Below are 26,214 nucleotides of genomic sequence, written 5' to 3' on the forward strand. Positions count from 1 at the left end.
TCTTGTTCTTGCTGTGATTATTTTTCGTTATCTGGCCCGTGAAGTGCTTTTAAGCATGGTGGCCGTCAGCGGTATTTTGCTGCTGATTATTATGAGTGGGCGCTTCGTAAAATATTTATCTCAGGCCGCAGCCGGAAAGCTGGCGCCCGAGGTACTGTTTGCCATTATGGGCTATCGGCTGCCCGGCTTCCTGGAACTGGTTCTCCCGCTTGGGTTGTTTATCGCTATCCTGCTGGCCTATGGGCGTTTGTATATGGACAGTGAGATGACTGTCCTCTCAGCCTGCGGCATGAGTCAGAAACGCCTGCTGGGCTATACCCTGATGCCTGGGGTGGTCGTGGCCGTTATCGTTGCCTTGTTAAGTCTCTATGTCAGCCCATTGGGGGCGGAGCGTTCCGATATCCTGTTGAATGAGCAAAAACAGCGCAGTGAATTCGATCATTTGTCTCCAGCGCGCTTTCAGGCTACCCAGGGCGGTACCGGTGTAACCTATGCGCGGAAGATCAGTGAGGATCGAACCCTGCTGCACAACGTGTTTATGGCCGAGATGGCCAGTCGTGATAAAGGCAAGGCCGATGCTGGAGAGAATGAGCTGGCTGTAATCCTGGCAGAATCCGGCGAACAGTATATTGATCCCGACAACGGTGAGCGTTACCTGCTGCTGCATAATGGCTACCGTTATACCGGTCGACCCGGTGAACTGGAGTACGAGGAGATTAAATTCGATCGTTACGCCCAGTACCTGGCGCCGATGGAAGATATCGATCCCTACGACGTGAAATCTGATGCGCTACCTACCGCGGAGCTGTGGCAATCCGATAAGCTCGAAGACCGGGCTACCCTGCAGTGGCGAGTCTCGCTGCCGGTGTTGGTATTGGTAGTGACCATGCTGGCGGTGCCCTTGAGTCACACCAACCCGCGGCAGGGGCGTTACGTGCAAATGATTCCAGCCATTCTGATTTATATTTTCTACCTGGTCTCTCTCAATGCTGCTCGAGGTAATATTGAGGACGGAAAATTGCCGGTAGAGGTTGGTATGTGGGCAGTACACGCTGTCTTTTTTGCCCTGGCGTTGATCCTGTTAACCAAAGATAACCTGATGTTGGCACTGCGAGCTCGCAAGGCTCAGGCGGGAGGTAAAGCCTGATGCGCAAGTTAAACCGCTATATTGCCAATACGGTTATTGGAGCTGTTGCTGTCGTACTGATGGTTGTGGTTGCTCTGGATGCTATCTCAGCACTGGTGGACGAATTGGGTGATATCACCGACAGTTACAACTTTGTCGAAATCCTTATCTATGTTGGCCTGACCTTGCCGGGAAGGATCTACGAACAGATACCTATGTCGGCCCTGATTGGCTGCTTGGTGGGGCTGGGGATGCTGGCCAGTACCAGTGAACTCACCATTATGCGTGCTGCCGGGGTGTCGGTATGGCGTATTACCTGGGGAGTAATGAAGCCGGCATTGCTGTTTATCGCGATGGGAATTCTGCTGGGGGAGTTTGTTATTCCTCTGACGGACCAAATAGCCAACTCACGTCGCGCGTTAGTGCAGGGCGATGATGAAGCCCTACAGTCACGCCATGGCTTGTGGAACCGAGAAGGTTCGGAGTTTATGCACTTTAACGCGGTGCTACCTAACGGTAAGTTATACGGCGTAACCCGCTATCAGTTCGATGACAATAACAGACTCAAAGCTTCCAGTTTTGCGGAAACGGCTATCTATCAGGGCGATCACTGGCTGGAAGAGAATGTAAAAGAAACCTTGTTAACGGCTTCAGGTACTCAGCTGCATAGCTACCCAACCCGTGAATGGGATACCAACCTTAACCCAGAGCTGTTGAATGTTTTGGTACTGGAGCCTGATGATCTATCGATTCAGGATTTACATTCCTACTCGAATTACCTGTCTGAACAAAATATCGACAGTAAAGAATACCGCTTGGCGTTTTGGAAAAAGTTGCTACAGCCGTTTGCGACAGCCAGCCTGGTATTGATTGCGGTGTCGTTTATTTTTGGCCCGCTACGTGAAGTGACTATGGGCTATCGGATTTTCTCTGGCGTGATTGTGGGGATTGTGTTCCGTACCAGTCAGGATCTTCTTGGGCCTTCCAGTTTGGTATTTGGGTTTTCGCCTTTATTGGCGGTTTCTATTCCTGTTTTGATTTGTTTTGTTGCCGGGGTTGTTTTACTGCGGCGAGCCAACTAATTCTAAGTTGGGGACTGACGTGATCCGTGCAGGGGGCCGGAGGTTCCTTGCAAAACACGCAATAGCCATCCATGGCGCTCGTCGGCGACGTCCCTGTCGCCGGCGGTTTTGCAAGGAACCTCCGGCCCCCTGCACTCACATTTGTTAAGCGTAAAGTTCTTACTGTTCGCTCTGATTTTGTTCGAGAGGGAGTGGTGGAAATTCTACGGTGGTAGGATGGATGTAAGTGGGCCTCTATTTGAAACCTTCGACGACAGGGACGTCGGCGAAGAGCGCCAGGGATGGCTTCATGCGTGTTTCAAATAGAGGCCCACTTACAGCCAGCCGGATTCAAAACTAAGACCCTTTCTTTTTCTCTGGTTTAGGCAAAACAACAACCAGCGTCTTAGAAGCCTTATCGTGCAAAGTTTGCCCCTCAGCATCAAACAAGCACCAGAAGTACCCAATACCTCCCAGAACCAAGCTAAATGGCGCTATCAGACAGCGCAGGAAGCACTGCCCCCAGTGTGGATAGCCACCGTCAGGGCGCAGCAACTGCAGGCGCCAGGCCCGCATACCAACGGTTTGGCCGCCCCGGTGCCAGAAGAAGCTATAGAACAGCATTATGGTCAGAATCAGGCCGAAAAAGCCTGGAGTCCCCATGCTGGCGCGTTCACCTTCGGCCAAGGGCTCTGCGATAAAACGGTATTTGATGGCTAAAAACAGGGCGCCATAGCCCATGGATACCGCCATCAGGATAAGTGAGTCGTATGCCATGGCGGCCAAACGGCGCCAGAGGCTGGCGGCGGGATAAGCAGTTTTGGACATGTGTCAGTTGAGCCTAAGCGAAGTGCGAATTCCTGGGTCATTTCACCAGACGAAAAAAAGCCCGCTGGCTGGGCGGGCGTTATTGTAGCAAGAAACAATCAAGGAGGAGAGTGTGTGCAATAAGGCTTGGTTAAAATTCGTACTCCACGCTGAGCTTTAATTTGTCACCACTGATGCGGAATTTATAATCCACCTCGGGTGTAATTTTGCCGTTACCTTCTTCTGTTGGTACTGCGGCAGAGTTTGCGTATTTTTTATTTCGCACATCTTTCCAGTAAGTTTTGAATCCCATTTTTAATAATTGGGAAACTACCTTACTGCCAAAGCGCATGTCATCGGTGTAGTTATCGTGATCAAGCCACTGATGATTAAGTGCGCGTTGCTCTGCAGACATTTCATTGTTGCGAATATCTTCAGCTGCGCGAATTAAATCTTCGTTGCTTAATGCAGAACGTAAAACCGCATAGGGTTTATGTCCGTCATTGTCATGCTTGAGCGGATTGTAGCGATCGACGTGTTCAGGAATAAATACATCGTTACTGGCATCACCGTAGCTGTTAAGCGACTGCGCGGAGGCAAACAAGGCAATGCAGATGACGGACAGTGCTACCGTCGAACGCGATGTTTGTTTCTCTAATGTAACCATGATTCATACTCCTTACTTAGAAGTATGGTTAATGTTGATGAATTTTGTAGTCGGCGAAAAGAGGTTGCCTTAGACGAAAACGCTATCAATTTCTTTTGACAGTTTTTTGACGAATTGTTGAATTGTAAACTTCAATGGCGTTGGCAGCTGTTAACTCATGTGCTCTGGTGAGTAGCCGTTTACATGCTCATTTTTGGGGCAAAGCGCTGAACCGATATTAGAGCGAAAGACACTTAATAACGGAATCTTAGTTATAAAATAATATAACTCTATGCCAGAGAAACGGCATTTTTCATTCCTTTGTTTCGCTGAGGAATAAGGTTTTAATAAGGATTGGTGATATAAAAAGAGTGGACTTATCGTGTAAAGCTATTATTCAGCTTCATATCTCAGCAGGGAATCGGCGTTTTTGGCGCTCGGCTGGCCCAGTGAAATACTCCCGCAACCCTGTAACGGCAGGGCTTCACGGCGGAGGTAAATTTCCTTTTGCTGATCCGGGCAGACATAGGTGCCGTTGGTACTGTGGTCCATCAGTACAAACTTGCCACGTTGAAAAAGGATATGGCAGTGATCTCTGGAGGCGAGTGTGCTGTCGATATGACATTGAGCTTTATGTTTGTCGCGGCCAATCACAAACGGTGTTTGATCAGCCGTAATATACAGAGGCGTTTGATTGACGTGCAGGGTTAACCGATGTTCGTCCAATTGTTGCGTGATATCGTGAACGGACATCACGGTGGTGGCACTGTGATCCTGTAGTTGTTTTTCCCAGTGAATACGAAAAATAGTCGTGCGAGATGAGCTGCCTTTAATCGCCACCCGATCAAATTCCTGGCAGTCTTTTTGTAAAATGGCTGGCAGTGATTGATAGAAAGCATCGGTGACGACAATTTGTTTTCCCCGTGCAATATGGGCTACAAAGGCTGCATCATTGACGGTGTCACCAAAAACATCGCCTTTTTCCAGCAGGGTTTCACCAAATGACATACCGATACGAATGGCTAGAGGTTTGCTGGTTGAGGCGTAGTAGCGCTGGATTCCGATGGCAGCAGAGCAGGCTTGCTCGGCGTTATCAAAACGGGCCATCAGCTCGTCACCAAGGGTTTTTACCTTGCGACCCATATGTGATTGGGTAATCGCTTCCATCTGGGCGATGGCTTGATCGACCTGCTGTTTGGCTTCCTGATTGCCTAACTGCTTATAGAGTGCTGAGCTGCCAGAGACATCGGCAAACATAATCGCGCGTTTTGCTGAATCAGCTGGCATGAAGTATCAATTCCCTGTGGTCCATGTCGTGATCATAGCAAGCCCTTGTCGTAACTTCAGCCTTTACTGGCGGTAATCAAATAAAAGTCTGTTTCCAGCGGGATTAATTCAATATTGATATCGGTAAACCCTAGGTCTTGCAGCTGATTTACGTAAATACTGGCGGGACGGTAGGAGCGGAAAAATAAAAACGTCGGTAGATTGCCAAACGCCAGGTTGCCGTGTTTATAGGCGGTTGCCAGATTAATGGGCGCGCGTTCAAAGATAAGCACCTTGCCACCGGGCTTTAAACTGCTGTGGGCCTGGCTGAGAAAACGCTGACTGCCGGGTTCGGGCCAATCGTGGAGTATGGACTTAAAGGTGACGATGTCTTGGTTGGTTGGCAGTTTATCTTCTAACGCGTTGGCTGGCTGAAACTGTATGCGCGAAGCTTCGGAGCGGCCTTTCAGGTGGTTGTTGCCTACTTCACACACAACGGGTAGATCAATCACGGTTGCCTGCAGGTTTGGGTTGGCACGGCAAATTTGCGATACAAACTCACCGCTGTTACCGCCAATATCCATTAGCTGTTGATAGCTGGAAAAATCATGGTGGTCTAAACACACCTGAGCTTCGTGTTGGGTCAGGGCTGTTGTTAACGAGACCCAGCGTTGAGTGAACTGATAATTTTCCGGTGTGGATTCAAGGGCTCGTTGGTAATCAAAGAGTTCAAACAGGCGGGAATTGGCCATAAACTCTCGTTCGTCGCGAATAAACGCTGACATGGATTGCATAACATCCGGGGCGAGAAAATTGGCGAATTCAATTTTCACTTCCATCAAGGATCGGTATTGCAAGGCGTGTTCAAACTCTTGGGTTAAGCAAACCGTTTCGCCATTATTTAGGATTACACCATTATGGCCCAACAGATCCAGCATAAAGCGTAAGCCTACGCTGTCGGTGTGTAAGGCACTTTGCAGTTCTGCCAAGTTGTGGGGACGTGACTGCAGTAGATCGATTAAGCCGTTTTCAAAGGCGCTTTTCAGCAGTTGTACATCCATAAAATCAGTGAGGTACTGATCGATACAGAGGTAGTCGTATACGGGCGTTGTTGGTGTATTGGCCATAAGTATCAAAGGTATTTTGCGGCGAGCTGTTGGATCACTTGCTGGCATAGTTGTTCAGCGGGCAGTGTGCCGTCGAGGAATATGTCAGCCTCTGGCCGAATATACTGCCGCTGCAGGGTAAGGGTATGGCGGATACTGGATGTATAGCCCTGCAGATATTGGCTTAGCCACGTTAACTGTTGCTGATGGATTTGATCCTTGTCTGCATCTATACGTATTGCTTCACTGAATTGCTGGCTAAACTTTTGCAGATTGCGGGCCAGGGCAATATCCAGTGGTATATCGATCCAAATCAGGGTGTCTATATACTGGCCGCTGGCTTGGTGACCACGACCGAAATGGGTTTCAAAAATCAGAGGAGTCTCAGTTGGCTGTCTGTCCAGTGCGCTAACCAGCTCGGGTAACTGAAACAGATTGTAATCTGCGCCATCTTTTACCCATTGATCCAGCTCATTCAGGGATTGCTGAGTGAAGGACTGGTAGTTATCAATATCAATACGTTTGGCCAGGGGAATCTTGTCCTGCAGTAGGTTAGCCAATGTGGATTTGCCACAGCCTGGCGGGCCACATATACCGATGACTTTATTTGGGGCTGCCTGGTGTAGCATGCGTGTTCCTGAACATTGATCTCAGGGCTTATCATACTGGACCCTATGGGCGAATCAATTCTCTGGCTAATTGGCGGGTGATCAGGAATAATCCAGCCACTGCAAAGGCACAGCGGAGCTTGGTTTGAGTATCAGTTATCAACAGCATCAAGGTTTTTTTCAGTTGGCAGAGTGTAATGCCAACTTTCTGGACCGGGAAGCTGCTACGTTGTTTGACGAACTCCGCGAGGGCAGGTTGCAAGCCGTTCTGGTGCACGATGTCTATCCCCGAAAGTTGTTGCCTGACTTAGTAGAAGGGCTTGAAACACATCAGCCATCCTTCCTTAAAACCCGTTTTCCCGATGCCTTTAATGGCTGGTTCTATGGCCGTAATTTAAATCTGTGTGAGCCCCAGCTGGAGCAATACTTTGACGATGCCAGGCAGTTTGAGCGGGATCTGGAGCTGTTTTTACCTGGCGCTTTGAATCCAGCTGTGCGTATCGCCGATATTCTTGCGCGGATGGATGGGGGGAGACCTTTTCGGGCTCCTCCAGGCCCAGACTTGGGTCAGCGTTATATGTTTACGTCTCTACGCGGCCACGCCGAAGGTGGTTATATTCCGGCTCACTGCGACAATGAGTTTGTGTTACGGCCTTCGTATCAGCATCTGACCAGCGTGTGTGATCCTCATATCATGAGTTTTGTCCTGGGTTTTAACGACTGTGACGGTGGCGGGGCAACCGAAATTTATAATTATATCCAGCCGCCATTAGGCAAAGCGTTGATGAGTGATGACCAGCGTTCCATCAAGCCGGATGTGGATACCTTGGCATCTGTGAAAATTCGTGTGCCCAGCGGCAGTATGCTGGTGTTTGATTCCGGACGTTATCTGCACCGTTTGGAGCCAGTTGCAGGTTCGACAACCCGTTGGACTGCCTGTAGTTTTATGGCGCTAAATAACGACAAGTCAGCAACCTATGTGTGGGGTTAAGGTATGGGGTTAAGGCATTGAAATCACCGGTACCACCGTATTTTGATTTGCTGTTACAGCATTTCGTCCCGGGACAGTCAGGCCGTTTTGTGCACCTGGGCCATTGGGCGCAGTCACCTGGCGAGGAGGATTTGATTCAGCCGCAGGCTTTTGAACAGGCTCAAGCGCGTCTTAACGAAATCTTGTTAGGCTGGGCATCGTTAGCTGACGGTCAGGCAGTGCTGGATGTCGGGTGCGGTTTAGGTGGAACCCTGGAGGTTATCAATCAGCACCACAGTAATATGCGCTTATACGGTGTGAATATTGATGCGCGTCAGTTAGCCATTTGTGAACAGTTGCAAGCAGTCAATGGTAACCGCCTGATCTGGCAGCAGGCGGATGCCTGTGAATTACCCTTCCCCAATGCCAGTCTCGATCGGGTTATTTGTTTGGAAGCCATGTTTCATTTCCCTTCACGCAGGCAATTTCTGCAAGAAGTGAATCGGGTGTTAAAACCGGGTGGTGTATTTGTCGCCACGGATATGACGGTGTCTTCGAGTCTACAGGGCTGTGATGCGCCGGGCTTTTTGTTCGAGACGGTTATGCAGGATGGCTATGGGCCCTGGCCTGATTTCTGGCAGCGGGAAGGGGAGTTGGACGTTCTGATTCATGGCTCGGGTTTAACGATAGATCAGCTAATGGATGCCTCTGAGAATACCTTGCCGAGTTATCACTTCACGGCACCTGGCATTGACAAAGAGTCTCAGGATCCAGGTGATATTGCCGCGCGTGCGGCCCTGGCAATGCACTGGTTACACCGTCAGGGCCATCTGCGTTACTGGTACCTGCAGGCAACCAAATAAGGTTGTCCGCAGATCGATGTAACCCTACAGCTTATTTTTCAATAAAGTCTTCGGCTTCCTTAGCGACAAATGCGGCGTCGGGTGTAGTGCCGAATAAGCGCGAAGACAGGTACTGGTGAAAATCCACCACCACACGCTCCAGTTCAACCAGCTTGCCGGGTTTGCCCGCTTTTGATTTCATCGCGGTTTGGTTGCGCTCACAAATCCACTTGTCTTCCTCGAAGAATGCCGCAGTAAATGCCTGTTCATCTTTACTGGGGTTAACATTCGAGGCGGAGATGGTGCCCGCACGGATATAGCTTTTGCCTGCTGCTGCAGGGCGAACTGCCAGATAACCTAAGGTATCTCCCAGCAAAATGCCGACAAAGTTGGGGGGGAGACTAAACAGCACATAGTGACTGTAAAGGCGTTTGATTTTTTCCGGGGTAAACATTTCCATCAGTTTGCCGCCCAGGCCGGTCATGCTTTGGCCAACCAGTTCACCTGCGGTCAGAGTCCAGTCGGCCTGGCCTTCCAGATAAAACGCCAGGCGGGTAGGGGTGTTAACTTCCAGGGTTTCCTTGTGAACTTTAAATAAGTGGTAACTTTCGATGCCGTTTTCGATCGCCAGCTTCCAGTTGGTATCCCACGCTTCATCTTCACCGCCGTCGCCGTAGACAAACTTTTCGATGTTGTAGCGCTTAAGGTATTTCTCAATGCCGTTGTAGCGTTCTGCCAGAGGCTCGGCATTGCCATTGATATTGACGAATACCAGGCCGTGCCAGCTTTCCAGTGCAAACTGAGGCAGGCAGTGTTCTTCCTTATTTACTTCAATATTGCCCGGGTGGGAAACGCCGATCAGTTTGCCGTCGTCTTTATAGGTCCAGGCGTGGTAAGGGCAGACCATACGGCTCTTATTGCCAAAGCCTTCGTCGTTAAGCGGCGTGCCACGGTGGCGGCAGACATTGGACATGGCCCGCAGAGTGCCGTCCTTGCCACGGATAACGATCATAGGTTCATCAGCCAGGGTAAAGGCGTAGTAATCACCTGGTTTACTTAATTCGGCTTCGTTACAGACAAATACCCAGTCGTTACGGAATACCTTCTCCATCTCCAGCTCGTAAAACTCAGGATCTGAATAGGCGGCGAAGGGCAGCGATACCGCGGTTTCCACCGGGTTATTCGCAATTTCCCTGACTTCTTCAATCAGCTTCATGGCAAAACTCTCCATCACTCAATAAACAGTGTAGACCCACCATCATGGGTGGGTTCAAGTAAATTGTCAGAATTGATAATAAACTGTCAAAAGAGTTTCGTGCAATCGTTCGTTCGGTGTTTTTGCACAAATGTATTAATTAGCAAGTTGGGTATTATTTAGTCAATCTATGATCGAACGTTCAAAGAGGCTATAATCCCTGGCGTTTACAGGATTAAGGATTTGCCATGGCGCAGCTGACTTCGCAAACCGCAACCAAGTTCTCTTCGGTGTGCACCTCGTATGGAATTACCCTGAAGCGTGACAGCCAGGGGCAGGTCGTAGAGATGCCTCTGGGTGATCAGGATCTGGATTCCGATCTGTGGCCCCACGATGATTGCTGTTATCGCTTGGGCTGGGTTGCCGCCATTGATGCGTTAAAGTCCATCCATAGCGATGGGGTGGCGCGGGTAAACGATACCCGGATATCCCTGTTTCAGCGTGGTGAAGGTAGTCAGCTGTTTGCTCGAGCAGAAGCGGTGTTTTCATCCCCAGAGGCAGCAGTGATTAGAACGCAGCTGTTTCGCGCCAATGATAAAGGCGGCTTAACACCGTCGAATTGTATTGGTGAATTGACCGCCCAAGCGCGTTTTGTCGCTACTGATGCGGTGGAGGCAGCTACCCTGGCGGCAGAGATAGAAGATAGTCCGAGTCTGCCAGAAGAGGCCGAGGCCAAGCCATTAACGGCCAAAGAGCAGGCTATGGAGGCCCGTCGTCGCAAGATCTTTGACGGTGCCTGTGAAGTGATTGGCCGCGAGGGCTATGCGGCAACCACGATTCGCAAGGTCGCCAAGGCCGCCGGTGTGCCCATCTCCACCATGTACCAATATATCGATACCAAAGAAGATCTGCTGTTTATGATTACCAGCAGCTGTATGGAAGAGATCTTTGAGTATATGACTGAGGAGCTGCGTCGCGAGGGTGATGCGGTGACCAAAATGACCCACGCGATTGAAGCCTATGTCCAGTACATCAGTAAAAACCGTCGCTATATCAACCTGGCCTATCGTGAAACCCGCGCACTAAGCCGTGGCAACCGTGAAAAGATCTTTGATATCGAACGCCGTTTTACCCGCCTGTGGGAAGAGATCATTATTTCCGGTAACAAGAGCAGTGACTTCAATGCTCAGAAGTCCCGCCTGGCAGCGAATATGGTGTACTTCTTCTGTAATGTCTGGTCCCTGCGTTATTGGAGTGTGCAGGATTATACCGAAGATGAAGTGCGGGCTTATTTGATGAAGTTTATTATGAGTGGCTTGCAGGGCGAGGATGTCATTTAAACCGCCGTATTGATGGGGAGGCCAGTGCTGCTTCCCCTTACCCAGAACCTGATTAGCGGATCAGGGACAAAAATTCAGTGCGGGTAGCCGGGTTATCGCGGAAGGAGCCCAGCATTGACGAGGTCTTCATCACCGAGTTCTGTTTCTCCACACCGCGCATCATCATGCACATATGCTTGGCTTCGATAATCACTCCAACGCCGGCGGCATCGGTAATCTGCTGCACAGACTCAGCAACCTGAACGGTCAGCTGTTCCTGAATCTGCAAACGGCGAGCAAACATATCCACAATGCGTGCGATCTTTGACAGGCCCAGTACCTTGCCGGTTGGGATATAGGCGACATGGGCTTTACCGATAAAGGGCAGCATATGGTGCTCGCACATGGAGTAGAGCTCGATATCTTTAACGATGATCATCTCGCTGGAATCGGACGGGAACAGGGCGCCGTTTACCACTTCATCTACGGTTTGCTGGTAGCCACGGGTTAGGAATTGCATGGCTTTGGCGGCACGTTCCGGTGTATCAACCAGGCCTGGGCGATTGATATCTTCACCAACGGCTTTAATGATCTCGGCGTAATGTTCTTTCATCGTGTCCTAACCTGTAACCCTTCGCTATACCCTATGAAATATAGGGGTTTCTGTCTGATGCGGCGTTTATGACAGCTATGTCATATAAGGGGCGCTACCCTACGCCAAGGCGTCTGGCAGGTAAAGGGTTTAAACTGAAATTTAGGCCCACGAGCGGGAAAAAGACAGAAAAACCGTCGCTTGCGCAGTACAATGGCGCAGTTTTTGAAAAGGGTAGCCCCTACTGAGGGCAATTGATGAAGGTGTGCTTGAGGAAGGTAAGTATCAATGATTGAAAGGCGCGAGTCTCCGCTGGCTGAACTGCTGACTATTCGTGATTACATTCGCTGGGGTGCCACTCGCTTTAGTGCTGCCGGGGTGTTTTTTGGGCACGGCACAGACAATGCCTGGGATGAAGCCAGTCATCTGGTATTGAGTACCCTGCATTTGCCCTGGGACAGTTCTCCGGATTTGCTCAATGCCCGGCTGACACTGGAAGAGCGCAAACATGTGATCAACTTGATTGAGCGCCGTATTAGTGAGCGTATCCCAGCACCTTATTTAACCGGTGAGGCCTGGTATGCAGGTATGCCTTTTTATGTGGATGAGCGGGTATTGGTGCCACGCTCGCCGATTATCGAGCTGATTGAGCAGCAATTTCAGCCCTGGTTGGCCAATTATCCCTCCCGTATTCTCGATTTGTGCTGTGGCAGTGGTTGCATAGGTATTGTCTGTGCGGCGGAGTTCATGGACAGCGAAGTGGTGGTCAGCGATATTTCGGCAGACGCTCTTGCTGTGGCTCAATCCAATATTGAACGCCATCATCTAACCGACCAGGTGCATGCGGTTGAATCCGATCTGTTTGCCAATCTGCAGGGCGAGCGGTTTGATTTGATTGTCTCCAATCCTCCCTATGTTAACGAAGAGGATCTGGCGGCTATGCCGGCGGAGTTTCATGCTGAGCCGGAAATTGCCTTGGGTAGTGGTAGCGACGGCCTCGATTTTACCCGTCGCCTATTGGCGCAGGCGCGCAATCACCTTACCGAGCAGGGCCTGCTGATTGTTGAAGTAGGCAATAGCTGGCCGGCGCTGGAAGCGGCTTATCCTGATGTGCCCTTTACCTGGCTGGAGTTTGAACGCGGTGGTCATGGCGTATTTGCCCTGACGGCTGATCAGCTCCCTTAACCCCGTCCCCTATGGGACAACATGATGTATAATCACGTCCCTTTGGCGGCTACGCCTTGAATTACGTGTTAGTGAGTACGAGAGATCTATGTCGGGTAATACCTTTGGTAAATTGTTTACTGTCACCACCTTTGGCGAAAGCCATGGTCTGGCCCTGGGCGCTATAGTTGATGGCTGTCCGCCGGGGTTAGAGATCTCTGAAGCAGATCTGCAGGAAGATCTGGACCGTCGCAAGCCAGGCACCTCTCGTTATACCACCCAGCGTAAAGAGCCGGATCAGGTTAAGATCCTGTCGGGTGTCTTCGAAGGCAAAACCACGGGCACGCCCATTGGCCTGTTGATTGAAAACACTGATCAGCGCTCGAAAGATTACTCCAATATCAAAGACCAGTTCCGTCCAGCCCATGCGGACTACACCTATATGCAGAAATATGGTGTCCGCGATTACCGTGGTGGCGGTCGTTCCTCTGCCCGTGAAACCGCTATGCGTGTCGCCGCCGGTTCAATTGCCAAGAAATACCTTAAGCAGGTTGCCGGTATTGAAGTGCGTGGTTACCTGTCACAACTGGGCCCAATCAAGATCGAATCCGTTGATTGGAACGAGGTTCACAACAACCCCTTCTTCTGTCCCGATGCCAGCAAGGTGACCGAGATGGAAGATTATATGAAGGCGCTCAATAAAGAGGGCGATTCTGTTGGAGCCAAAATTACCGTTACCGCCACCGGTATGATTCCGGGCCTGGGTGAGCCTATCTTTGATCGTTTGGATGCCGACTTGGCCCATGGCCTGATGAGCATTAATGCGGTTAAGGGTGTTGAGATTGGCGCAGGTTTTGATTCGGTTGCACAGAAGGGCACTGAACACCGCGATGAAATTACCCCTGAGGGTTTCCTGTCCAACAATGCTGGCGGAGTATTAGGCGGTATTTCCAGTGGTCAGGACCTGATCGCACACCTGGCCCTTAAGCCTACCTCCAGTTTGCATCTTCCAGGTCGCAGCGTGAATGTACATGGCGAGCCGGTGGAAGTGGTCACCAAAGGTCGCCATGATCCCTGTGTCGGTATTCGTGCAACGCCTATTGCCGAGGCTATGATGGCGCTGACCCTGATGGATCACTTGCTGCGTCATCGTGCGCAAAACGGCGGGGTTGAGCATAATATCCCGGTAATTCCTGCGCAGGCCGATCAGTAACCCTTGATGTCTGCACCTGATACCGCCAGTCATGCTTTGCCATACTGGCGGCTATCCAGCTTCTATTTTTTCTACTTTGCCGTCGTTGGCACCCTGATGCCCTTTTGGGGGCTCTACCTGCAGTCCCTGTCTTTCTCTGCCCAGGAAATTGGTATTGTCAGTGCCATTATGATGGCAACCCGAATCGTGGCGCCGAGCCTCTGGGGATGGCTTGGGGACAGGACCGGTAAACGCCTGGCTATTATCCGTTTGGGCAGTTTCCTGGCATGTCTGTGTTTTCTGATAATTTTCTTTACCGAAGATTTCTGGCCAATTGCGCTGGCCGTTGCTGCATACAGTTTTTTCTGGAATGCCGTACTGGCGCAGTTTGAAGTTATCTCGCTAGGGTATTTAGGTAATCAGCCGCACCGTTACAGTCGTATCCGCTTATGGGGGTCGGTCGGTTTTGTCCTGGTTGTAGCAGGGCTGGGTTGGCTATTTGACTGGTTAAGTATTCGTTATCTGCCGTTTGTTGCCATTGGTTTTTTGGTGTGTATCTGGCTGAGCCACTTCACCATTCGTGAACAACCGTTGCCGCACGTACCACCCAGTAAAGGTGATTTATGGCGGGTGTTAAAACAGCCTGCGGTGATCGCTTTTTTACTCAGCAGTTGCTTGTTGCAAGTCAGTCATGGCGCTTATTACACGTTTTACAGTGTCTACCTAGAGTCATTGGATTACAGTCGCTCTGCCATTGGTATTTTGTGGGCACTGGGGGTGGTAGCAGAGGTCCTGATTTTTATCATTATGCCGCGCTGGTTTGAATGGCTCAGCTTGCGTCGCATAATGATCTTTACCTTGGTTGTTACCGTGGTGAGGTGGTGGTTAATTGGCTGTTATGCCGACTCTCTAACGGTATTACTGATCGCCCAACTTTTACATGCATTCAGTTTCGGCTCTGCCCATGCTGTGGCCATTGAATTGATTCGGCGGTTCTTTTCCGGTTCGGTACATGGCCAGGGGCAGGCGCTGTACAGTGCTGCCAGTTTCGGGTTGGGTGGCGCTTTGGGGGCTTTTATCAGTGGTATGGTATGGGGCGCGAGTCCGGTGCTGGCCTTTGCTATCAGTGCATTTGCAGCCGCTTTAGCACTGTGGCTGGTATGGCGCTATTTACATATGGTTGAGCTTTAGGTCCAGCAGGACTATGCTAGGGGTGAGCGTTGCCGGTTAAGGTTATAACAATAATAACCGGTAGCTAGTGATTCAGTACTGAGTCGTTGCTAATAGCCATAACAAAGGCAGGGACTAAGCATTGAATAATATGCAGGGCTGGCCTGCTCTTCCTATTGGGTCCTAACCCTGTGTTTCCGCTTCTAAATTCTTGGAGGTGTGTGATGCGTAGCGTTGTTACGATTTGGGGCTCTGTCCTGGCTGCTTGTGCCTTGATCTTTCCTGTGTTTGCCGCTGCTGAAAGCCAGTGCCCATTAATTGATTGCGATTGTGATAGCTTGATGGAAGCCGATTGGCAGGCCCGTTGTCAGCAACGACAATCACGATTACAAACATCCTGTGAGGCCAATCAGGGCAAATTGACGGGCTTTTGCTATGTCTCAGGCCCCAGTGCCTATCCGGTGGCGTTAAGCGTAAAGCCTTCATCACAACCGTTAGCGCGTGGCTCCGAGAAAGAGCTGCGTGAGCGCATCAAAAATTTGCAGTGGTCGGCGACTGATGACAATCAGGTAGCATTAAATAGCCAGCAGCAAGGCAAGCTGCGTCAGGCGTTGTTATTACGCAAACGTGAGCACAAAACTCGCAAGCAAATCTACCAAACACAGTTGGCTCTTGGCGCATTGTGGACGACAGAAAATGATATTGATGAGTTGGTAGATTACTGGCTTGAGGCATCCGAAAATAAGCTGGCGCAGGTGGAGGCGATGGTGATGTCGGCGACCAAGTTGTGGTTGGATGCGGAGAATATAGACGATAAAAAACGCAGTGTGTTACAGCAGCGTCTGGCCGCCCGGATGATGTCTAATGCGGGAGCCCTGTTGGAACAAACTGCCTATGCCTTCAGCATGGCCGGTAAACCACAAGAGGCGGTAAACCAGTGGCAACAGGCCGCGCAAAAAGCCGAACAGCTGGTGGAGTGGCAGCAGTCGGTAAAGGCCAAAGCCAGTCATATTCACTTTTACCAGCAGCAGGCTGCGGCGAGATGGTTCCGGGCGGCACTGACAGCAAGCAAAGCGGAATTGGCTGCAGATGCTCAAATGGCACAAGAGCAGGCGTTACGTGTATTGGGTGTTGATGCCAAACAGGTCGCTGGCGGTTAATCGGATTGGTTTCCTGCGAGGCTTGAATTAGACTTTGGCATCTACAGAAGAGTGTTGAGAAGCCAAGAGTAAGCGTGTGAGTCAGCAGGGTATTACATCGCAGGATGCCGCCTTAACCATTAATTATATTGGTTTTGCGTTACGGACACTGAAAGCAGAGGGGTATGCTGCCGACCGTTTACTTGACGGTACAGGGTTGAGCGAAAGTGATTTGCTAAACCCGGATTTTCGTTGCAGCTTCGATCAGCATAAAACCTTTGTCTTAAATGCCATTCGTGAAACGGGCAATCCGCATTTGGGGTTGTGGCTTGGTAATCGTTTTAACCCGATAAATATCGGCTTGCCAGCTTCCGCTGCAATCAGCAGTGATATCTTTGCCACTGCGCTGGATATTCTGCAGCAATTTGTTTCCCTGAATTTTTCTATTCTCACCTTCGAATCCCATGAAGAGGGGGATGTGGTAGTCATGCAGGGTAAACCTGTTGTGGATGTGGGGGAGATGGAATACTTTGTTCTGGGCAGTAGTTTGGTTGTGACAGAAAACTTCTTTAAGCTCTTGTTGGGTGAGTCGCAAGTGATCGCTTGTGCAGAGTTTGCCATGGCAGAAGTTCCCGGCTGGGAGTCATACAGCGAAGCTATGGGGGTGCCGTTTCGTTTCAATACCGAGGCGACCCGTATTCTGCTGCCAAAACAGTTTTTACTGCGACCGTTAGCGGGCACGGACCCTGTGGTGCATCAGCATATGCTGCGCTTGTGTGAAAAACAGCTGGCTGAAACGGTGCCGACGGGTAGCTTGGAGGCGCGCGTCAGAGGTTCGATTTCGCGCCGTCATTATCACAATATCGTCGCTGAGGAGATTGCTGCCGAGCTGGGAATGTCAGAGCGAAGTTTGCGTCGTCAGCTCAGTCAGGCAGATACATCGGTGAAGAAAATTCTCGACGCGATGCGTGAGGCGCGGGCGCGTGAGCTGCTTGAAGTCGCCAATTTACCCGTTACCACGATTGCCTATGATTTGGGCTTTAGTGACCCTTCAAACTTTGCCCGCAGTTTTAAGCGCTGGGTTGGCATGTCCCCGCAAGAGTATAGAGATAAAGCTATCAGCTAGAGCGGTCAAAACTGACCGGTGATTGGCCAGCATTGAGTAGCGGGTATTCCAGGGCTTGATTACGATTAACTCACTATAACAATGTGAGAGATCGGAAATGAACCCCACTGTTGATGTCTATTGGTCGTTTCGTAGCCCCTATTCCTACCTGGTTACCCCGGATCTGTTAAAGCTTCGTGAAGACTATGCCGTTGATGTGAAGCTCAGGCCCGTGCTGCCAATTGCGATACGTGCCAAACAAACCCTGTTTGATCCCAAGGATCAATCCAAAATCCACTATATCCTGATGGATGTCGCCCGCCGGGCAGAATTTCTGGGTATGAAGATGGATTTCCCATCGCCTGATCCTATTGTGCAAAACCTGGAAACCTTCGAAGTCGCCGAAGAGCAACCTTACATTTATCGCCTTACCTCATTGGGCGTGGAGGCAGAGCGCCGTGGTAAGGGTATCGATTTGGCCTATGCGGTGTCCCATATGATCTGGGGAGGGACTAAAAATTGGGACCAGGGTGACTGCCTGAAGGATGCCGTTGCTTCAGCTGGGCTTGATCTTAATGAGTTGGACGCAGCTATTGCTGAATACGATGTGATGGCAGAGATCGAAAATAATCAGCAAGCGCTTGAGGCGGCGGGGCACTGGGGCGTACCGACTATGGTATTTAACGGTGAGCCATTCTTTGGCCAGGATCGTATCGAAACCTTGCGCTGGCGTTTGGATCAGTGTGATTTGCGTAAATAAAAAATGACAGAGTGAGAGAAATTATGGATCTTCAAATTAAAGGTAAAAAAGCCATTATGGCCGGCGGCAGTGCCGGTATGGGTAGGGCAACGGCTGAGCGTTTGGCGGAAGCTGGCGCAGATCTGGTGATTACTGCGCGTCGCGAGGAGCGGCTGGTAAAAGCCGCCGAAGAAATGTCGGCAAAATACGGTGTCAGCGTCACCCCCGTGGTGGCTGATTCCTCGAAAGAGGAAGGTAGACAAGCATTATTCGAGGCCTGTCCGGATCCAGATATCCTGGCAATTACCATTAAGCCGCCGGCTCCCAATGGTGATTTTCTTAAACTTACACCAGAAGACTGGCGTAACTCGGTTGATACTGCACTGATCGGTCCGATTGAAATTATGCGCAACTATATCCCGGTAATGAAAGACAAGGGCTGGGGGCGCATTGTGAATATTGCGACTTTCTCGGCCAAGAATCCCATGCTGTGGCGTTTGATGTCTGGGCCGGCACGTTCAGCATTGATAAATTACACGGCAAGTGTGTCTCGTGAAGTCGCTCAATACGGTATTACGATTAACAATATTCTGCCGGGTATGTTCCAAACCGAAGGTGCTGAGGAATTGATAGAGGTTTATGCTGAAGCCTTTAACTTGCCTGCTGACCAGGATGCTGTGCTGACCCACTTCCTGGAAAACAACAAGATTCCTGCTGGTTTTATTGCCGATGCTGACGATATGGCGCCTATGGCGGCGTTGTTGTGCAGTCCTTTATCGCGCTTTATTGTCGGACAGAATATTGTCATTGATGGCGGGCAGCATCACTCGCTTTTCTAGCCATCTACTACGAGGCGCAAGGGTTGAGGGGTTTCTTTAGAATCAGTAGTATTTACGGATAATAATTGTTCAATGAATCCCTGCCGTGCTACGAACCCTTATTTTTGCGCTTCTTTGGTTGTCGTCAGTCAGTGTCGCCAATGAAGTCAAGTTTATCACTGTAAACTGGCCGCCTTTTTATGCCAGTGACCTACCTCACAATGGCTTTGTGGCCGAAATCGCCCGTGAGGCGCTTAGGCGTAAAGGCTATAAAATGGACCTTAGCTTTACGCCGCTCAAAAGAGCCAAGCACCTGACGCGCCGAGGCGAGGTCCATGCACTGTTTGGTTGTTGGAATAGCCTGGAAAACCGTACCCATTACAATATGTCAAAAGCGCCGTTGGCTAACGGCTCAGGCCATTTTTTGGCGGCAAAGGGTTCTGATTTTCAAGGTGTTCGCCCTGAGGAACTATTAGGTAAGCGTGTAGGCATTGTGCGCGGTTATACCACCAGCAAACAAATGCAGGGGTTATTTGAGTCTGGCAAGGTAACCCGGGTTGAGGTTAGTCGGATAAAGCAGTTGCTCGATTTAATGCAGGTGGGCGGCAGGATCGATTTGATTCTGGAGAATGTTTTTGTTGCCAAGCACGTCTTCCAGCAGCATTACCCTGACAAGACATTTGGTCTTGAGGTCGTGGGCGAGGATTATATTGATGGTGGGCTCTATATTTGCTGGGCTGAAAGTAACCCTGAAGCCCATAAAATGCGGGTCGACTTTGACGAGGCAATTCAGAGCATGATCAATGATGGCTCAATTGATCGTATAGAATCCCGGTTTGGTATTTCACTTACCAGTATTCAATAAAGGTTTATTCGTCCACGCGAAGAGGTTTCGCGTGGACGAACGTAAGACATTTAAAAATGAAGCGTGGCGGCAATATAGGGGCCGTCGAGCGTTACGTCTGTTCGCAGATCATCCAGATCTTCCACTTCCAGCTGCATTTCCCGGTAGCCTAATTCAATGCCCAAATCGAGCAGCGGTAATATGTCCGTGTTGTACATAATCTTGGCACTGTAATCGATCAGCTTGTCATCTTCCCAGCGGGTGAAGTGAGCGTCAGCTGCGATTGACCAGCCAGTAAAGGGCAGGTCGAATTGCGCCTTGCCGTAGGCCATGGGCAGGGTGCCTTCCAGCGTGATCTTTTCGATACTGGTGCCGTCAGTCGCTTTTACCTGGCCATCGAAGTGTCGCAGTGTTAGCCCCAAATCCAGATTGACCCAGTTGTCGAGAATTTCGTAGTAAAGCACCGCATCGGTGTGGCTGAGGTCTAAATCTGTCGTGACGGTTGTTCCGGCGGTGTAGGTGGTGCCATTGACCGTATAGCTCTTGGTGAGTGTGCCGGTGTCCTTGGTGTTGATATCTGTGTGTTGCAACTTGATGTTGGGCAGCAGTGGAATCGGATGCTCCAGTGCTACAAAGTAAAAGTTGTTGTCTTCGTCCTTGATACCCAGCTCATCGGTGTCGACGCGATTTTCTCCTAAATCGCCACTGAAGTCGGCTTGCCATAGGCCAACGCCGGCATAAACGCCCAGTACAGTATCGGCTTGAACGTGGGTGCTTAAAGCCAGTGCTGCACCAGCTGCTGCCAGGGTAAGGGTTTTCATATGCGGTTGCTCTTGTAGTTATTTTGAGTGTTGCAGATTCTTTATTGTAAATTCGACCTGAGACCTAATCTGTTAACACGACCCGTTCAGAGTGTGTCTTATGTCACAGGGTTACTTTTGTTTGATTGGCGTTATATAAGCTCCTCATATTGTGAGTTGGTTGTAGTTTGATGTTGTTTGAGTAGTTCTAAAAAAGCGCCGGCCGCATTGCTTAAGGTATGCTCTCTGTGAGCGATGACACCCAGTTGACGCTGCAGTTGTACATTATTGATGGAAATAGATTGCACCTCCCCATCGATAATCGTTCTAGGTAATACGCTCCAGCCCAGGCCAATAGACACCAGCATCTTGATGGTTTCCAGATAATTGGTGGCCATGGTCAGATCCAGTTGCAAAGATTTCGCGTCAAACAGCTGCTTAACCAGTTGAGTGGTGTAGGTGTTGATATTGGGCAAAATAGCGGGGAAGTGGCTGAGTTCTTTCAGTGTCAGTTTCTTACTATTGGCTAATGTGTGGTTCTTGGCGACAACAAACTCCAATGGGTCGGCCCAGACACCAAAAGCTTCTACATCCTTATCCTGACTCTGCTGGGCTTCCGGCCCCAGTGTAATGACAGCCAGTTCGACATCGCCATGGCGAACCGCCTCATAGGCAACCTCGGAATCCATAAATTCAAAGGCCAGTTTCACCTCCGGATAAGTCTGGGTGAATTGGCGCAGGACATCAGGCAGCCGGTGCAGGCCTATATGGTGACTGGTGGCTACATTCAGCTCGCCACTGACTTTACCGGTCAGATTGCTCATGGCTCTTTGCGTATCACTCACCGCCAGCAGTATCTGTCGAGCGCGGGGCAGCAGGGCGCGTCCGGCCTCGGTCAGAGTGATCTGGCGGCCAATACGGTCAAACAGCCGGCATTCCAACTGGGCTTCCAGGCTGGCAATGCGCTTGCTGATCGCCGGCTGGGTCAGGTGCAGGCTATTGGCGGCGGCAGAGAAGGAGGATTGCTCGGCAACCGCCTGAAAGGCCTTGAGTAACTGGGTATCCATACTTTTATCTTATCTATTCCTATTTGGAATGCAAACTATAAAAAAGATGAATTTGTTTTATCTTATGAGCGGTTTTACACTTCAGCTACCGTGATAAAAGCCCTGTGAAAAGCCAGGGCGTTAATAAACCTGATAGCTTGAGGTTCCCGATGGCTGGAAAAACCCTTTACGACAAATTGTGGGATGCCCATCTCGTTAAACAGCGCGATGACGGCTCCGCCCTGATCTATATCGATCGTCATGTGATTCACGAAGTGACTTCACCCCAGGCTTTTGAAGGCCTGCGACTGGCTGGGCGTAAGCCGTGGCGTGTGGACTCTATCGTGGCAACCCCTGATCACAATGTACCGACGACCGTAAATGAGCGTGCTTCCGGTGTTGACGGTATCGAAGACCCGGTATCGAAAATTCAGGTACAAACCCTGGATGAGAACTGCGACGAGTTCGGTATTGTTGAGTTTAAAATCAACGACCGCCGTCAGGGCATCGTACACGTGGTTGGCCCTGAAACCGGCGCCTGCCTACCGGGTATGACGGTTGTTTGTGGTGATTCACACACCTCTACTGACGGTGCCTTGGGTGCATTGGCTCATGGTATCGGTACCAGTGAAGTGGAGCATGTGTTGGCAACCCAGTGCCTTGTCGCCAAGAAGATGAAAAACCTGCTGATCAAAGTCGATGGCCAGTTGGGTGAAGGTGTAACGGCAAAAGATGTTGTTTTGCATATTTGTGGTGTGATCGGCACCGCCGGCGGTACCGGTTATGCGATGGAATTCGGCGGTGAAGTCTTCCGCAATATGAGCATGGAAGGCCGTTTGACTGTATGTAACATGTCTATCGAAGCTGGCGCCCGTGCCGGTATGGTGGCTGTGGACGATATCACGCTGGAATACGTTAAAGGCCGTACCTACGCGCCAAAAGGTGCCGAGTGGGATGCCGCAGTTGAAAACTGGAAAGATCTGAAGTCTGACGACGATGCGGTTTTCGACAAGGTAGTAGAAATTAACGGTGCTGACATCAAACCACAGGTGACCTGGGGCACCTCGCCAGAGATGGTGTTGCCAGTTGATGCCAATGTGCCTAACCCGGATGACGAAAATGATCCGGTGAAAAAAGAGGGCATTATTCGCGCTCTGGAATATATGGGTTTGCAGGCCGGCCAGAAAATTACCGATATCAACGTTGATCGTGTATTTGTGGGTTCTTGTACCAACTCGCGTATTGAAGATATGCGCGCAGCCGCTGAGGTGGTGAAAGGCAAGAAGAAAGCCGATAGCGTTAAGCAGGCGTTGATTGTGCCGGGTTCCGGTGAAGTTAAGGCCCAGGCGGAAGCCGAAGGTCTGGACAAGATCTTTATCGAAGCGGGTATGGAATGGCGCGAGCCGGGTTGCTCCATGTGCCTGGCCATGAATGCCGATAAATTGGGTAACGGTGAGCACTGTGCCTCTACCTCTAACCGTAACTTCGAAGGTCGCCAGGGTTACGGAGGTCGTACGCATTTGGTGAGCCCTGCCATGGCTGCTGCCGCTGCCATTGCTGGTCACTTTGTTGATGTACGTGATCTTTAAGCGTCGCTAACCGAATATAGGGTTAAAGAATATGAAAAGCTTTACACAAGTAAGCGGTGTGGCGGCTCCTATGGATCGCGCCAACGTAGATACCGATTTAATAATTCCCAAGCAGTTTTTGAAATCCATCAAGCGCAGTGGTTTTGGTCCTAATCTGTTTGATGAGCTGCGTTATTTGGATGAGGGTCAGCCTGGTCAGGATTGCACTAATCGCCCGGTAAACGAAGAATTTCCGCTGAACTTCCCGCGTTATAAAGGTGCTCAGGTACTGTTGGCGCGTGAGAACTTTGGTTGCGGTTCCAGTCGTGAACACGCCCCTTGGGCGCTGGACGATTACGGTTTTCGAGCGGTAATCGCGCCAAGCTTTGCTGATATCTTCTTCAATAACTGTTTCAAAAACGGTTTGCTGCCCATCATCCTCAGTGAGGAGATTGTTGATCAGCTGTTTACCGAAATGTATGCCGAAGAAGGCTACGAGTTGACTATCGATCTGGCTGCACAAACCGTGACTACACCGAAAGGTGAGTCTTTCAGTTTTGAGGTGGACGAATTCCGCAAACACTGCCTGTTAAATGGTTTGGACGATATAGGTCTGACCTTGCAGGAGGCGGATGCGATCCGTGCCTATGAAGAAAAACGCAGGGCTCAAACGCCTTGGTTGTTTGACGTGGTCAAGTAAGGACACTAACGAGAGATTATCATGAGTAAAAATGTATTAGTGATGGAAGGGGACGGTATCGGCCCCGAGATTATCCGTGAAGCCCGCAAAGTGCTGGAGCGAGTTAACGAGCTGGATAATCTGGATCTGGAATTTACCGAAGCTATGTTGGGTGGCCGCGCTTACGACAAGCATGGTCATCCGTACCCGGAAGAAACCCGTGAAAAAGCCCGCGCTGCCGATGCCATTCTGTTTGGTTCTGTGGGTGGTCCGCAGTGGGATGGTAAAACCGAGCGTCACCTGCGCCCGGAAGCCGGTCTGTTGGATATCCGCTCTGATCTGGATCTGTTTGCTAACCTGCGTCCGGCCATTACCTTTGCGCAGCTGGCCGATGCTTCGCCGCTGAAGCCTGAGCTGGTTGCCGGCCTGGATATTCTGATTGTCCGCGAGCTGACCGGTGGTATCTACTTCGGTGAGCCACGCGGTATTCGCACCTTGGAAAACGGCGAACGTCAGGGTTACAACACCGATGTTTACTCCGAGTCCGAGATTCGTCGCATTGGCAAGGTTGCTTTCGAGGCCGCACAAAAACGTGGCAAGAAAGTGTGCTCTGTCGATAAGGCTAATGTGATGGAAGTGACTGTTCTGTGGCGTGAAGTGATGGACGAGTTGGCCAAAGACTACCCGGATGTTGAATTGACCCATATGTATGTCGACAACGCGGCAATGCAACTGGTGGTTAATCCCAAGCAGTTCGACGTTATCGTAACCGGCAACCTGTTTGGTGACATTCTGTCTGATGAAGCCTCCATGTTGACCGGCTCCATCGGTATGCTGCCATCTGCTTCTCTGAACGAGGGAAATCAGGGCTTCTACGAGCCTTCCCACGGTTCTGCACCGGATATTGCTGGTCAGAATATTGCCAACCCGCTGGCAACCATTATGTCTGCCGCCATGATGTTGCGTTATTCGCTGGGTGCTGGCGCTGCGGCTGACCGTGTTGAGGCGGCGGTATCCAATGTGTTGGATCAGGGTTTGCGTACCGGTGACATCATGTCTGAAGGTATGACCAAGGTCTCCACCAGTGAAATGGGTGATGCAGTCGTTGCAGCTCTGTAAGCCTGCTGGCTAAAGGGCTCGCCCTTTAGCCTTGGCTTGGTGTTAGACTTGGTGTTACATAAGCCCTCTAACACCAAGCTTCCCGCCTGAATGTGTGGTATCATTCGCACCCGAATTTTTTCGTGATCCGCCACCGATGGCGGGTATATCTAACCTTCTAAGAGATTTAACACAATGCGCGTAGGTTTTGTTGGCTGGCGCGGCATGGTTGGCTCCGTACTGATGGAGCGCATGCTTGCTGAGAATGATTTTGCCGATATCGATCCGGTATTCTTTACCACCTCCAATGTGGGCGGTCAGGGCCCGGCTATTGGTAAGGATATTCCAGCCTTAAAAGATGCCTACGCGATTGAAGAGTTAGCCCAACTGGAAGCCATTGTTTCCTGTCAGGGTGGTGATTACACCAAGGCTGTATTTGGCAAGCTGCGTGAAAGTGGCTGGAATGGCTACTGGATTGATGCGGCTTCCAGTCTGCGTATGGACGACGATGCGCTGATTATCCTTGATCCAGTGAATATGGACGTGATCAAAGACGGCCTGGCCAAGGGTGTTAAAAACTACATTGGCGGTAACTGCACTGTGAGCCTGATGCTGATGGGCCTGGGTGGCTTGTTCCGCGAAGGTCTGGTGGAGTGGGTGTCTGCCATGACGTATCAGGCCGCTTCCGGTGCTGGCGCGCAGAATATGCGTGAGCTGATCAGCCAGATGGGCGTGCTGCGTGATAATGTCGCTGACGAGCTGGCCAATCCTGCCAGTGCCATTCTGGAAATCGATCAGAAGATTGCCGACACCATGCGTGCCGACAGCTTCCCAACCGATAACTTCGGTCATCCGCTGGCTGGTAGCTTGCTGCCATTTATCGATACCCAGCTGGAAAACGGTCAGAGCCGTGAAGAGTGGAAAGCGCAAGCAGAAACCAACAAGATTCTGGGTCGTGACGGTAATCCGATTGCTATCGATGGTACCTGTGTACGTATTGGTGCTATGCGCTGTCACAGCCAGGCGCTGACAATCAAGCTGACCAAAGATGCGCCGATTGCCGATATCGAGTCTATTATTGCCGAGTCTAACGAGTGGGCTTCTGTTGTGCCCAATGATCGTGAGTTGACCATGCGTGACCTGACCCCAACCAAAGTGACCGGCACCTTGTCGATTCCGGTTGGCCGTCTGCGCAAAATGAATATGGGCCCTGAGTTCCTCAATGCATTCACCGTTGGTGATCAGTTGTTGTGGGGTGCTGCAGAGCCGCTGCGCCGTATGTTGCGCATTTTGAAAGAAGCCTAAATATTTACG

26 protein-coding genes are annotated in these 26,214 nt (G+C 50.6%); 17 read left to right on the forward strand and 9 right to left on the reverse strand.

Annotation, left to right across the window (positions count from 1 at the left end; translation table 11 throughout):
* Positions 1–13: 13 nt before the first annotated feature.
* Both lptF and lptG read left to right on the forward strand, forming a co-directional pair.
* Positions 14–1,147, forward strand: a complete 1,134-nt coding sequence (lptF, locus tag ACGHZ6_RS07670; protein ID WP_390618242.1) for an LPS export ABC transporter permease LptF — start codon at positions 14–16, stop codon at positions 1,145–1,147.
* Positions 1,147–2,208: an LPS export ABC transporter permease LptG gene (lptG, locus tag ACGHZ6_RS07675; protein ID WP_390618243.1), complete on the forward strand. Its 1,062-nt coding sequence runs from the start codon at positions 1,147–1,149 to the stop codon at positions 2,206–2,208. Before lptF ends, lptG begins: the two co-directional genes overlap by 1 nt.
* Positions 2,209–2,544: 336 nt before the next feature.
* Here lptG and ACGHZ6_RS07680 read toward each other — a convergent pair whose 3' ends face one another.
* The 5 genes from ACGHZ6_RS07680 to ACGHZ6_RS07700 all read right to left on the reverse strand — a co-directional run bounded on the left by ACGHZ6_RS07680 (position 2,545) and on the right by ACGHZ6_RS07700 (position 6,641).
* Positions 2,545–3,015 carry an RDD family protein gene (locus ACGHZ6_RS07680; RefSeq protein ID WP_390618244.1) on the reverse strand — a complete coding sequence of 157 codons (471 nt, stop codon included), beginning with the start codon at positions 3,013–3,015 and terminating at the stop codon, positions 2,545–2,547.
* A 130-nt stretch (positions 3,016–3,145) separates the two neighbouring features.
* Complete coding sequence (locus ACGHZ6_RS07685; protein ID WP_390618245.1) at positions 3,146–3,661, reverse strand: hypothetical protein; 516 nt, start codon at positions 3,659–3,661, stop codon at positions 3,146–3,148.
* A 372-nt stretch (positions 3,662–4,033) separates the two neighbouring features.
* Positions 4,034–4,927, reverse strand: a complete 894-nt coding sequence (locus tag ACGHZ6_RS07690; protein ID WP_390618246.1) for an adenylate/guanylate cyclase domain-containing protein — start codon at positions 4,925–4,927, stop codon at positions 4,034–4,036.
* Between the two features lie 56 nt (positions 4,928–4,983).
* Positions 4,984–6,081: a methyltransferase gene (locus ACGHZ6_RS07695; protein ID WP_390618247.1), complete on the reverse strand. Its 1,098-nt coding sequence runs from the start codon at positions 6,079–6,081 to the stop codon at positions 4,984–4,986.
* Positions 6,039–6,641 carry an ATP-binding cassette domain-containing protein gene (locus ACGHZ6_RS07700; protein WP_390618248.1) on the reverse strand — a complete coding sequence of 201 codons (603 nt, stop codon included), beginning with the start codon at positions 6,639–6,641 and terminating at the stop codon, positions 6,039–6,041. Before ACGHZ6_RS07700 ends, ACGHZ6_RS07695 begins: the two co-directional genes overlap by 43 nt.
* Before the next feature lie 124 nt (positions 6,642–6,765).
* Between ACGHZ6_RS07700 and ACGHZ6_RS07705 the strand changes: the two genes are divergently transcribed.
* A complete protein-coding gene (locus ACGHZ6_RS07705) occupies positions 6,766–7,611 on the forward strand; it encodes a hypothetical protein (protein WP_390618249.1) in 846 nt (281 codons plus the stop codon).
* Positions 7,612–7,628: 17 nt separating this feature from the next.
* The gene (locus ACGHZ6_RS07710) at positions 7,629–8,453 is read left to right on the forward strand and encodes a class I SAM-dependent methyltransferase (RefSeq protein ID WP_390618250.1); all 825 of its coding nucleotides are present in this window, start codon (positions 7,629–7,631) and stop codon (positions 8,451–8,453) included.
* A gap of 31 nt (positions 8,454–8,484) precedes the next feature.
* Here ACGHZ6_RS07710 and ACGHZ6_RS07715 read toward each other — a convergent pair whose 3' ends face one another.
* Entirely contained in the window at positions 8,485–9,648 is a 1,164-nt protein-coding gene (locus tag ACGHZ6_RS07715; RefSeq protein ID WP_390618251.1) for an aromatic ring-hydroxylating dioxygenase subunit alpha, read from the reverse strand.
* 227 nt (positions 9,649–9,875) lie between these two features.
* On the opposite strand from ACGHZ6_RS07715, the gene ACGHZ6_RS07720 reads away from it, so the two are divergent.
* Complete coding sequence (locus ACGHZ6_RS07720) at positions 9,876–10,967, forward strand: TetR/AcrR family transcriptional regulator (RefSeq protein WP_390618252.1); 1,092 nt, start codon at positions 9,876–9,878, stop codon at positions 10,965–10,967.
* A gap of 52 nt (positions 10,968–11,019) precedes the next feature.
* Here ACGHZ6_RS07720 and folE read toward each other — a convergent pair whose 3' ends face one another.
* Positions 11,020–11,559, reverse strand: a complete 540-nt coding sequence (folE, locus tag ACGHZ6_RS07725; protein ID WP_390618253.1) for a GTP cyclohydrolase I FolE — start codon at positions 11,557–11,559, stop codon at positions 11,020–11,022.
* Positions 11,560–11,826: 267 nt separating this feature from the next.
* Here folE and prmB point away from each other — a divergent pair, with 267 nt between their 5' ends.
* From prmB to ACGHZ6_RS07765, 8 genes are all read left to right on the forward strand, one after another.
* Positions 11,827–12,723 carry a 50S ribosomal protein L3 N(5)-glutamine methyltransferase gene (gene prmB / locus ACGHZ6_RS07730; protein WP_390618254.1) on the forward strand — a complete coding sequence of 299 codons (897 nt, stop codon included), beginning with the start codon at positions 11,827–11,829 and terminating at the stop codon, positions 12,721–12,723.
* Positions 12,724–12,811: 88 nt separating this feature from the next.
* Entirely contained in the window at positions 12,812–13,915 is a 1,104-nt protein-coding gene (gene aroC, locus ACGHZ6_RS07735; protein WP_390618255.1) for a chorismate synthase, read from the forward strand.
* A 6-nt stretch (positions 13,916–13,921) separates the two neighbouring features.
* Positions 13,922–15,085 (forward strand): MFS transporter, encoded by a 1,164-nt coding sequence (locus tag ACGHZ6_RS07740; protein ID WP_390618256.1) that lies wholly within the window; start codon positions 13,922–13,924, stop codon positions 15,083–15,085.
* Positions 15,086–15,288: 203 nt separating this feature from the next.
* Complete coding sequence (locus ACGHZ6_RS07745; protein ID WP_390618257.1) at positions 15,289–16,224, forward strand: hypothetical protein; 936 nt, start codon at positions 15,289–15,291, stop codon at positions 16,222–16,224.
* A gap of 76 nt (positions 16,225–16,300) precedes the next feature.
* A complete protein-coding gene (locus ACGHZ6_RS07750; RefSeq protein WP_390618258.1) occupies positions 16,301–17,329 on the forward strand; it encodes an AraC family transcriptional regulator ligand-binding domain-containing protein in 1,029 nt (342 codons plus the stop codon).
* A gap of 97 nt (positions 17,330–17,426) precedes the next feature.
* Positions 17,427–18,068, forward strand: a complete 642-nt coding sequence (locus ACGHZ6_RS07755) for a 2-hydroxychromene-2-carboxylate isomerase (protein ID WP_390618259.1) — start codon at positions 17,427–17,429, stop codon at positions 18,066–18,068.
* A gap of 23 nt (positions 18,069–18,091) precedes the next feature.
* Positions 18,092–18,886 (forward strand): SDR family oxidoreductase, encoded by a 795-nt coding sequence (locus ACGHZ6_RS07760; RefSeq protein ID WP_390618260.1) that lies wholly within the window; start codon positions 18,092–18,094, stop codon positions 18,884–18,886.
* 85 nt (positions 18,887–18,971) lie between these two features.
* Positions 18,972–19,730: a substrate-binding periplasmic protein gene (locus ACGHZ6_RS07765; RefSeq protein ID WP_390618261.1), complete on the forward strand. Its 759-nt coding sequence runs from the start codon at positions 18,972–18,974 to the stop codon at positions 19,728–19,730.
* 50 nt (positions 19,731–19,780) lie between these two features.
* Here ACGHZ6_RS07765 and ACGHZ6_RS07770 read toward each other — a convergent pair whose 3' ends face one another.
* On the reverse strand, positions 19,781–20,530 hold the full coding sequence (locus ACGHZ6_RS07770) for a TIGR04219 family outer membrane beta-barrel protein (RefSeq protein ID WP_390618262.1): 750 nt from the start codon (positions 20,528–20,530) through the stop codon (positions 19,781–19,783).
* Positions 20,531–20,661: 131 nt separating this feature from the next.
* Entirely contained in the window at positions 20,662–21,576 is a 915-nt protein-coding gene (locus ACGHZ6_RS07775) for a LysR family transcriptional regulator (protein ID WP_390618263.1), read from the reverse strand.
* Positions 21,577–21,725: 149 nt separating this feature from the next.
* Between ACGHZ6_RS07775 and leuC the strand changes: the two genes are divergently transcribed.
* From leuC to asd, 4 genes are all read left to right on the forward strand, one after another.
* On the forward strand, positions 21,726–23,144 hold the full coding sequence (gene leuC / locus ACGHZ6_RS07780; protein WP_390618264.1) for a 3-isopropylmalate dehydratase large subunit: 1,419 nt from the start codon (positions 21,726–21,728) through the stop codon (positions 23,142–23,144).
* 31 nt (positions 23,145–23,175) lie between these two features.
* Positions 23,176–23,823 (forward strand): 3-isopropylmalate dehydratase small subunit, encoded by a 648-nt coding sequence (gene leuD / locus ACGHZ6_RS07785; protein ID WP_390618265.1) that lies wholly within the window; start codon positions 23,176–23,178, stop codon positions 23,821–23,823.
* A gap of 21 nt (positions 23,824–23,844) precedes the next feature.
* Positions 23,845–24,921: a 3-isopropylmalate dehydrogenase gene (gene leuB / locus ACGHZ6_RS07790; protein WP_390618266.1), complete on the forward strand. Its 1,077-nt coding sequence runs from the start codon at positions 23,845–23,847 to the stop codon at positions 24,919–24,921.
* Positions 24,922–25,095: 174 nt separating this feature from the next.
* Positions 25,096–26,205, forward strand: coding sequence for an aspartate-semialdehyde dehydrogenase (asd, locus tag ACGHZ6_RS07795; RefSeq protein WP_390618267.1), 1,110 nt, complete (start codon positions 25,096–25,098; stop codon positions 26,203–26,205).
* Positions 26,206–26,214 lie beyond the last annotated feature (9 nt).

The sequence above is a fragment of the Maricurvus nonylphenolicus genome, assembly GCF_042854845.1.
Taxonomy (GTDB): domain Bacteria; phylum Pseudomonadota; class Gammaproteobacteria; order Pseudomonadales; family Cellvibrionaceae; genus Maricurvus; species Maricurvus nonylphenolicus.

Excerpts from the sequence above, each read along its gene's own strand:
- ACGHZ6_RS07690 (WP_390618246.1), bottom strand. The coding sequence starts at position 4,927 with ATGCCAGCTGATTCAGCAAAACGCGCGATTATGTTTGCCGATGTCTCT.
- folE (WP_390618253.1), bottom strand. The coding sequence starts at position 11,559 with ATGAAAGAACATTACGCCGAGATCATTAAAGCCGTTGGTGAAGATATC.
- aroC (WP_390618255.1), top strand. The coding sequence starts at position 12,812 with ATGTCGGGTAATACCTTTGGTAAATTGTTTACTGTCACCACCTTTGGC.
- prmB (WP_390618254.1), top strand. The coding sequence starts at position 11,827 with ATGATTGAAAGGCGCGAGTCTCCGCTGGCTGAACTGCTGACTATTCGT.
- ACGHZ6_RS07680 (WP_390618244.1), bottom strand. The coding sequence starts at position 3,015 with ATGTCCAAAACTGCTTATCCCGCCGCCAGCCTCTGGCGCCGTTTGGCC.
- ACGHZ6_RS07695 (WP_390618247.1), bottom strand. The coding sequence starts at position 6,081 with ATGCCAGCAAGTGATCCAACAGCTCGCCGCAAAATACCTTTGATACTT.
- leuB (WP_390618266.1), top strand. The coding sequence starts at position 23,845 with ATGAGTAAAAATGTATTAGTGATGGAAGGGGACGGTATCGGCCCCGAG.
- leuD (WP_390618265.1), top strand. The coding sequence starts at position 23,176 with ATGAAAAGCTTTACACAAGTAAGCGGTGTGGCGGCTCCTATGGATCGC.
- ACGHZ6_RS07775 (WP_390618263.1), bottom strand. The coding sequence starts at position 21,576 with ATGGATACCCAGTTACTCAAGGCCTTTCAGGCGGTTGCCGAGCAATCC.
- ACGHZ6_RS07715 (WP_390618251.1), bottom strand. The coding sequence starts at position 9,648 with ATGAAGCTGATTGAAGAAGTCAGGGAAATTGCGAATAACCCGGTGGAA.
- ACGHZ6_RS07740 (WP_390618256.1), top strand. The coding sequence starts at position 13,922 with ATGTCTGCACCTGATACCGCCAGTCATGCTTTGCCATACTGGCGGCTA.
- ACGHZ6_RS07685 (WP_390618245.1), bottom strand. The coding sequence starts at position 3,661 with ATGGTTACATTAGAGAAACAAACATCGCGTTCGACGGTAGCACTGTCC.
- ACGHZ6_RS07720 (WP_390618252.1), top strand. The coding sequence starts at position 9,876 with ATGGCGCAGCTGACTTCGCAAACCGCAACCAAGTTCTCTTCGGTGTGC.
- ACGHZ6_RS07700 (WP_390618248.1), bottom strand. The coding sequence starts at position 6,641 with ATGCTACACCAGGCAGCCCCAAATAAAGTCATCGGTATATGTGGCCCG.
- lptG (WP_390618243.1), top strand. The coding sequence starts at position 1,147 with ATGCGCAAGTTAAACCGCTATATTGCCAATACGGTTATTGGAGCTGTT.
- ACGHZ6_RS07755 (WP_390618259.1), top strand. The coding sequence starts at position 17,427 with ATGAACCCCACTGTTGATGTCTATTGGTCGTTTCGTAGCCCCTATTCC.
- leuC (WP_390618264.1), top strand. The coding sequence starts at position 21,726 with ATGGCTGGAAAAACCCTTTACGACAAATTGTGGGATGCCCATCTCGTT.
- asd (WP_390618267.1), top strand. The coding sequence starts at position 25,096 with ATGCGCGTAGGTTTTGTTGGCTGGCGCGGCATGGTTGGCTCCGTACTG.
- ACGHZ6_RS07760 (WP_390618260.1), top strand. The coding sequence starts at position 18,092 with ATGGATCTTCAAATTAAAGGTAAAAAAGCCATTATGGCCGGCGGCAGT.
- ACGHZ6_RS07745 (WP_390618257.1), top strand. The coding sequence starts at position 15,289 with ATGCGTAGCGTTGTTACGATTTGGGGCTCTGTCCTGGCTGCTTGTGCC.
- ACGHZ6_RS07770 (WP_390618262.1), bottom strand. The coding sequence starts at position 20,530 with ATGAAAACCCTTACCCTGGCAGCAGCTGGTGCAGCACTGGCTTTAAGC.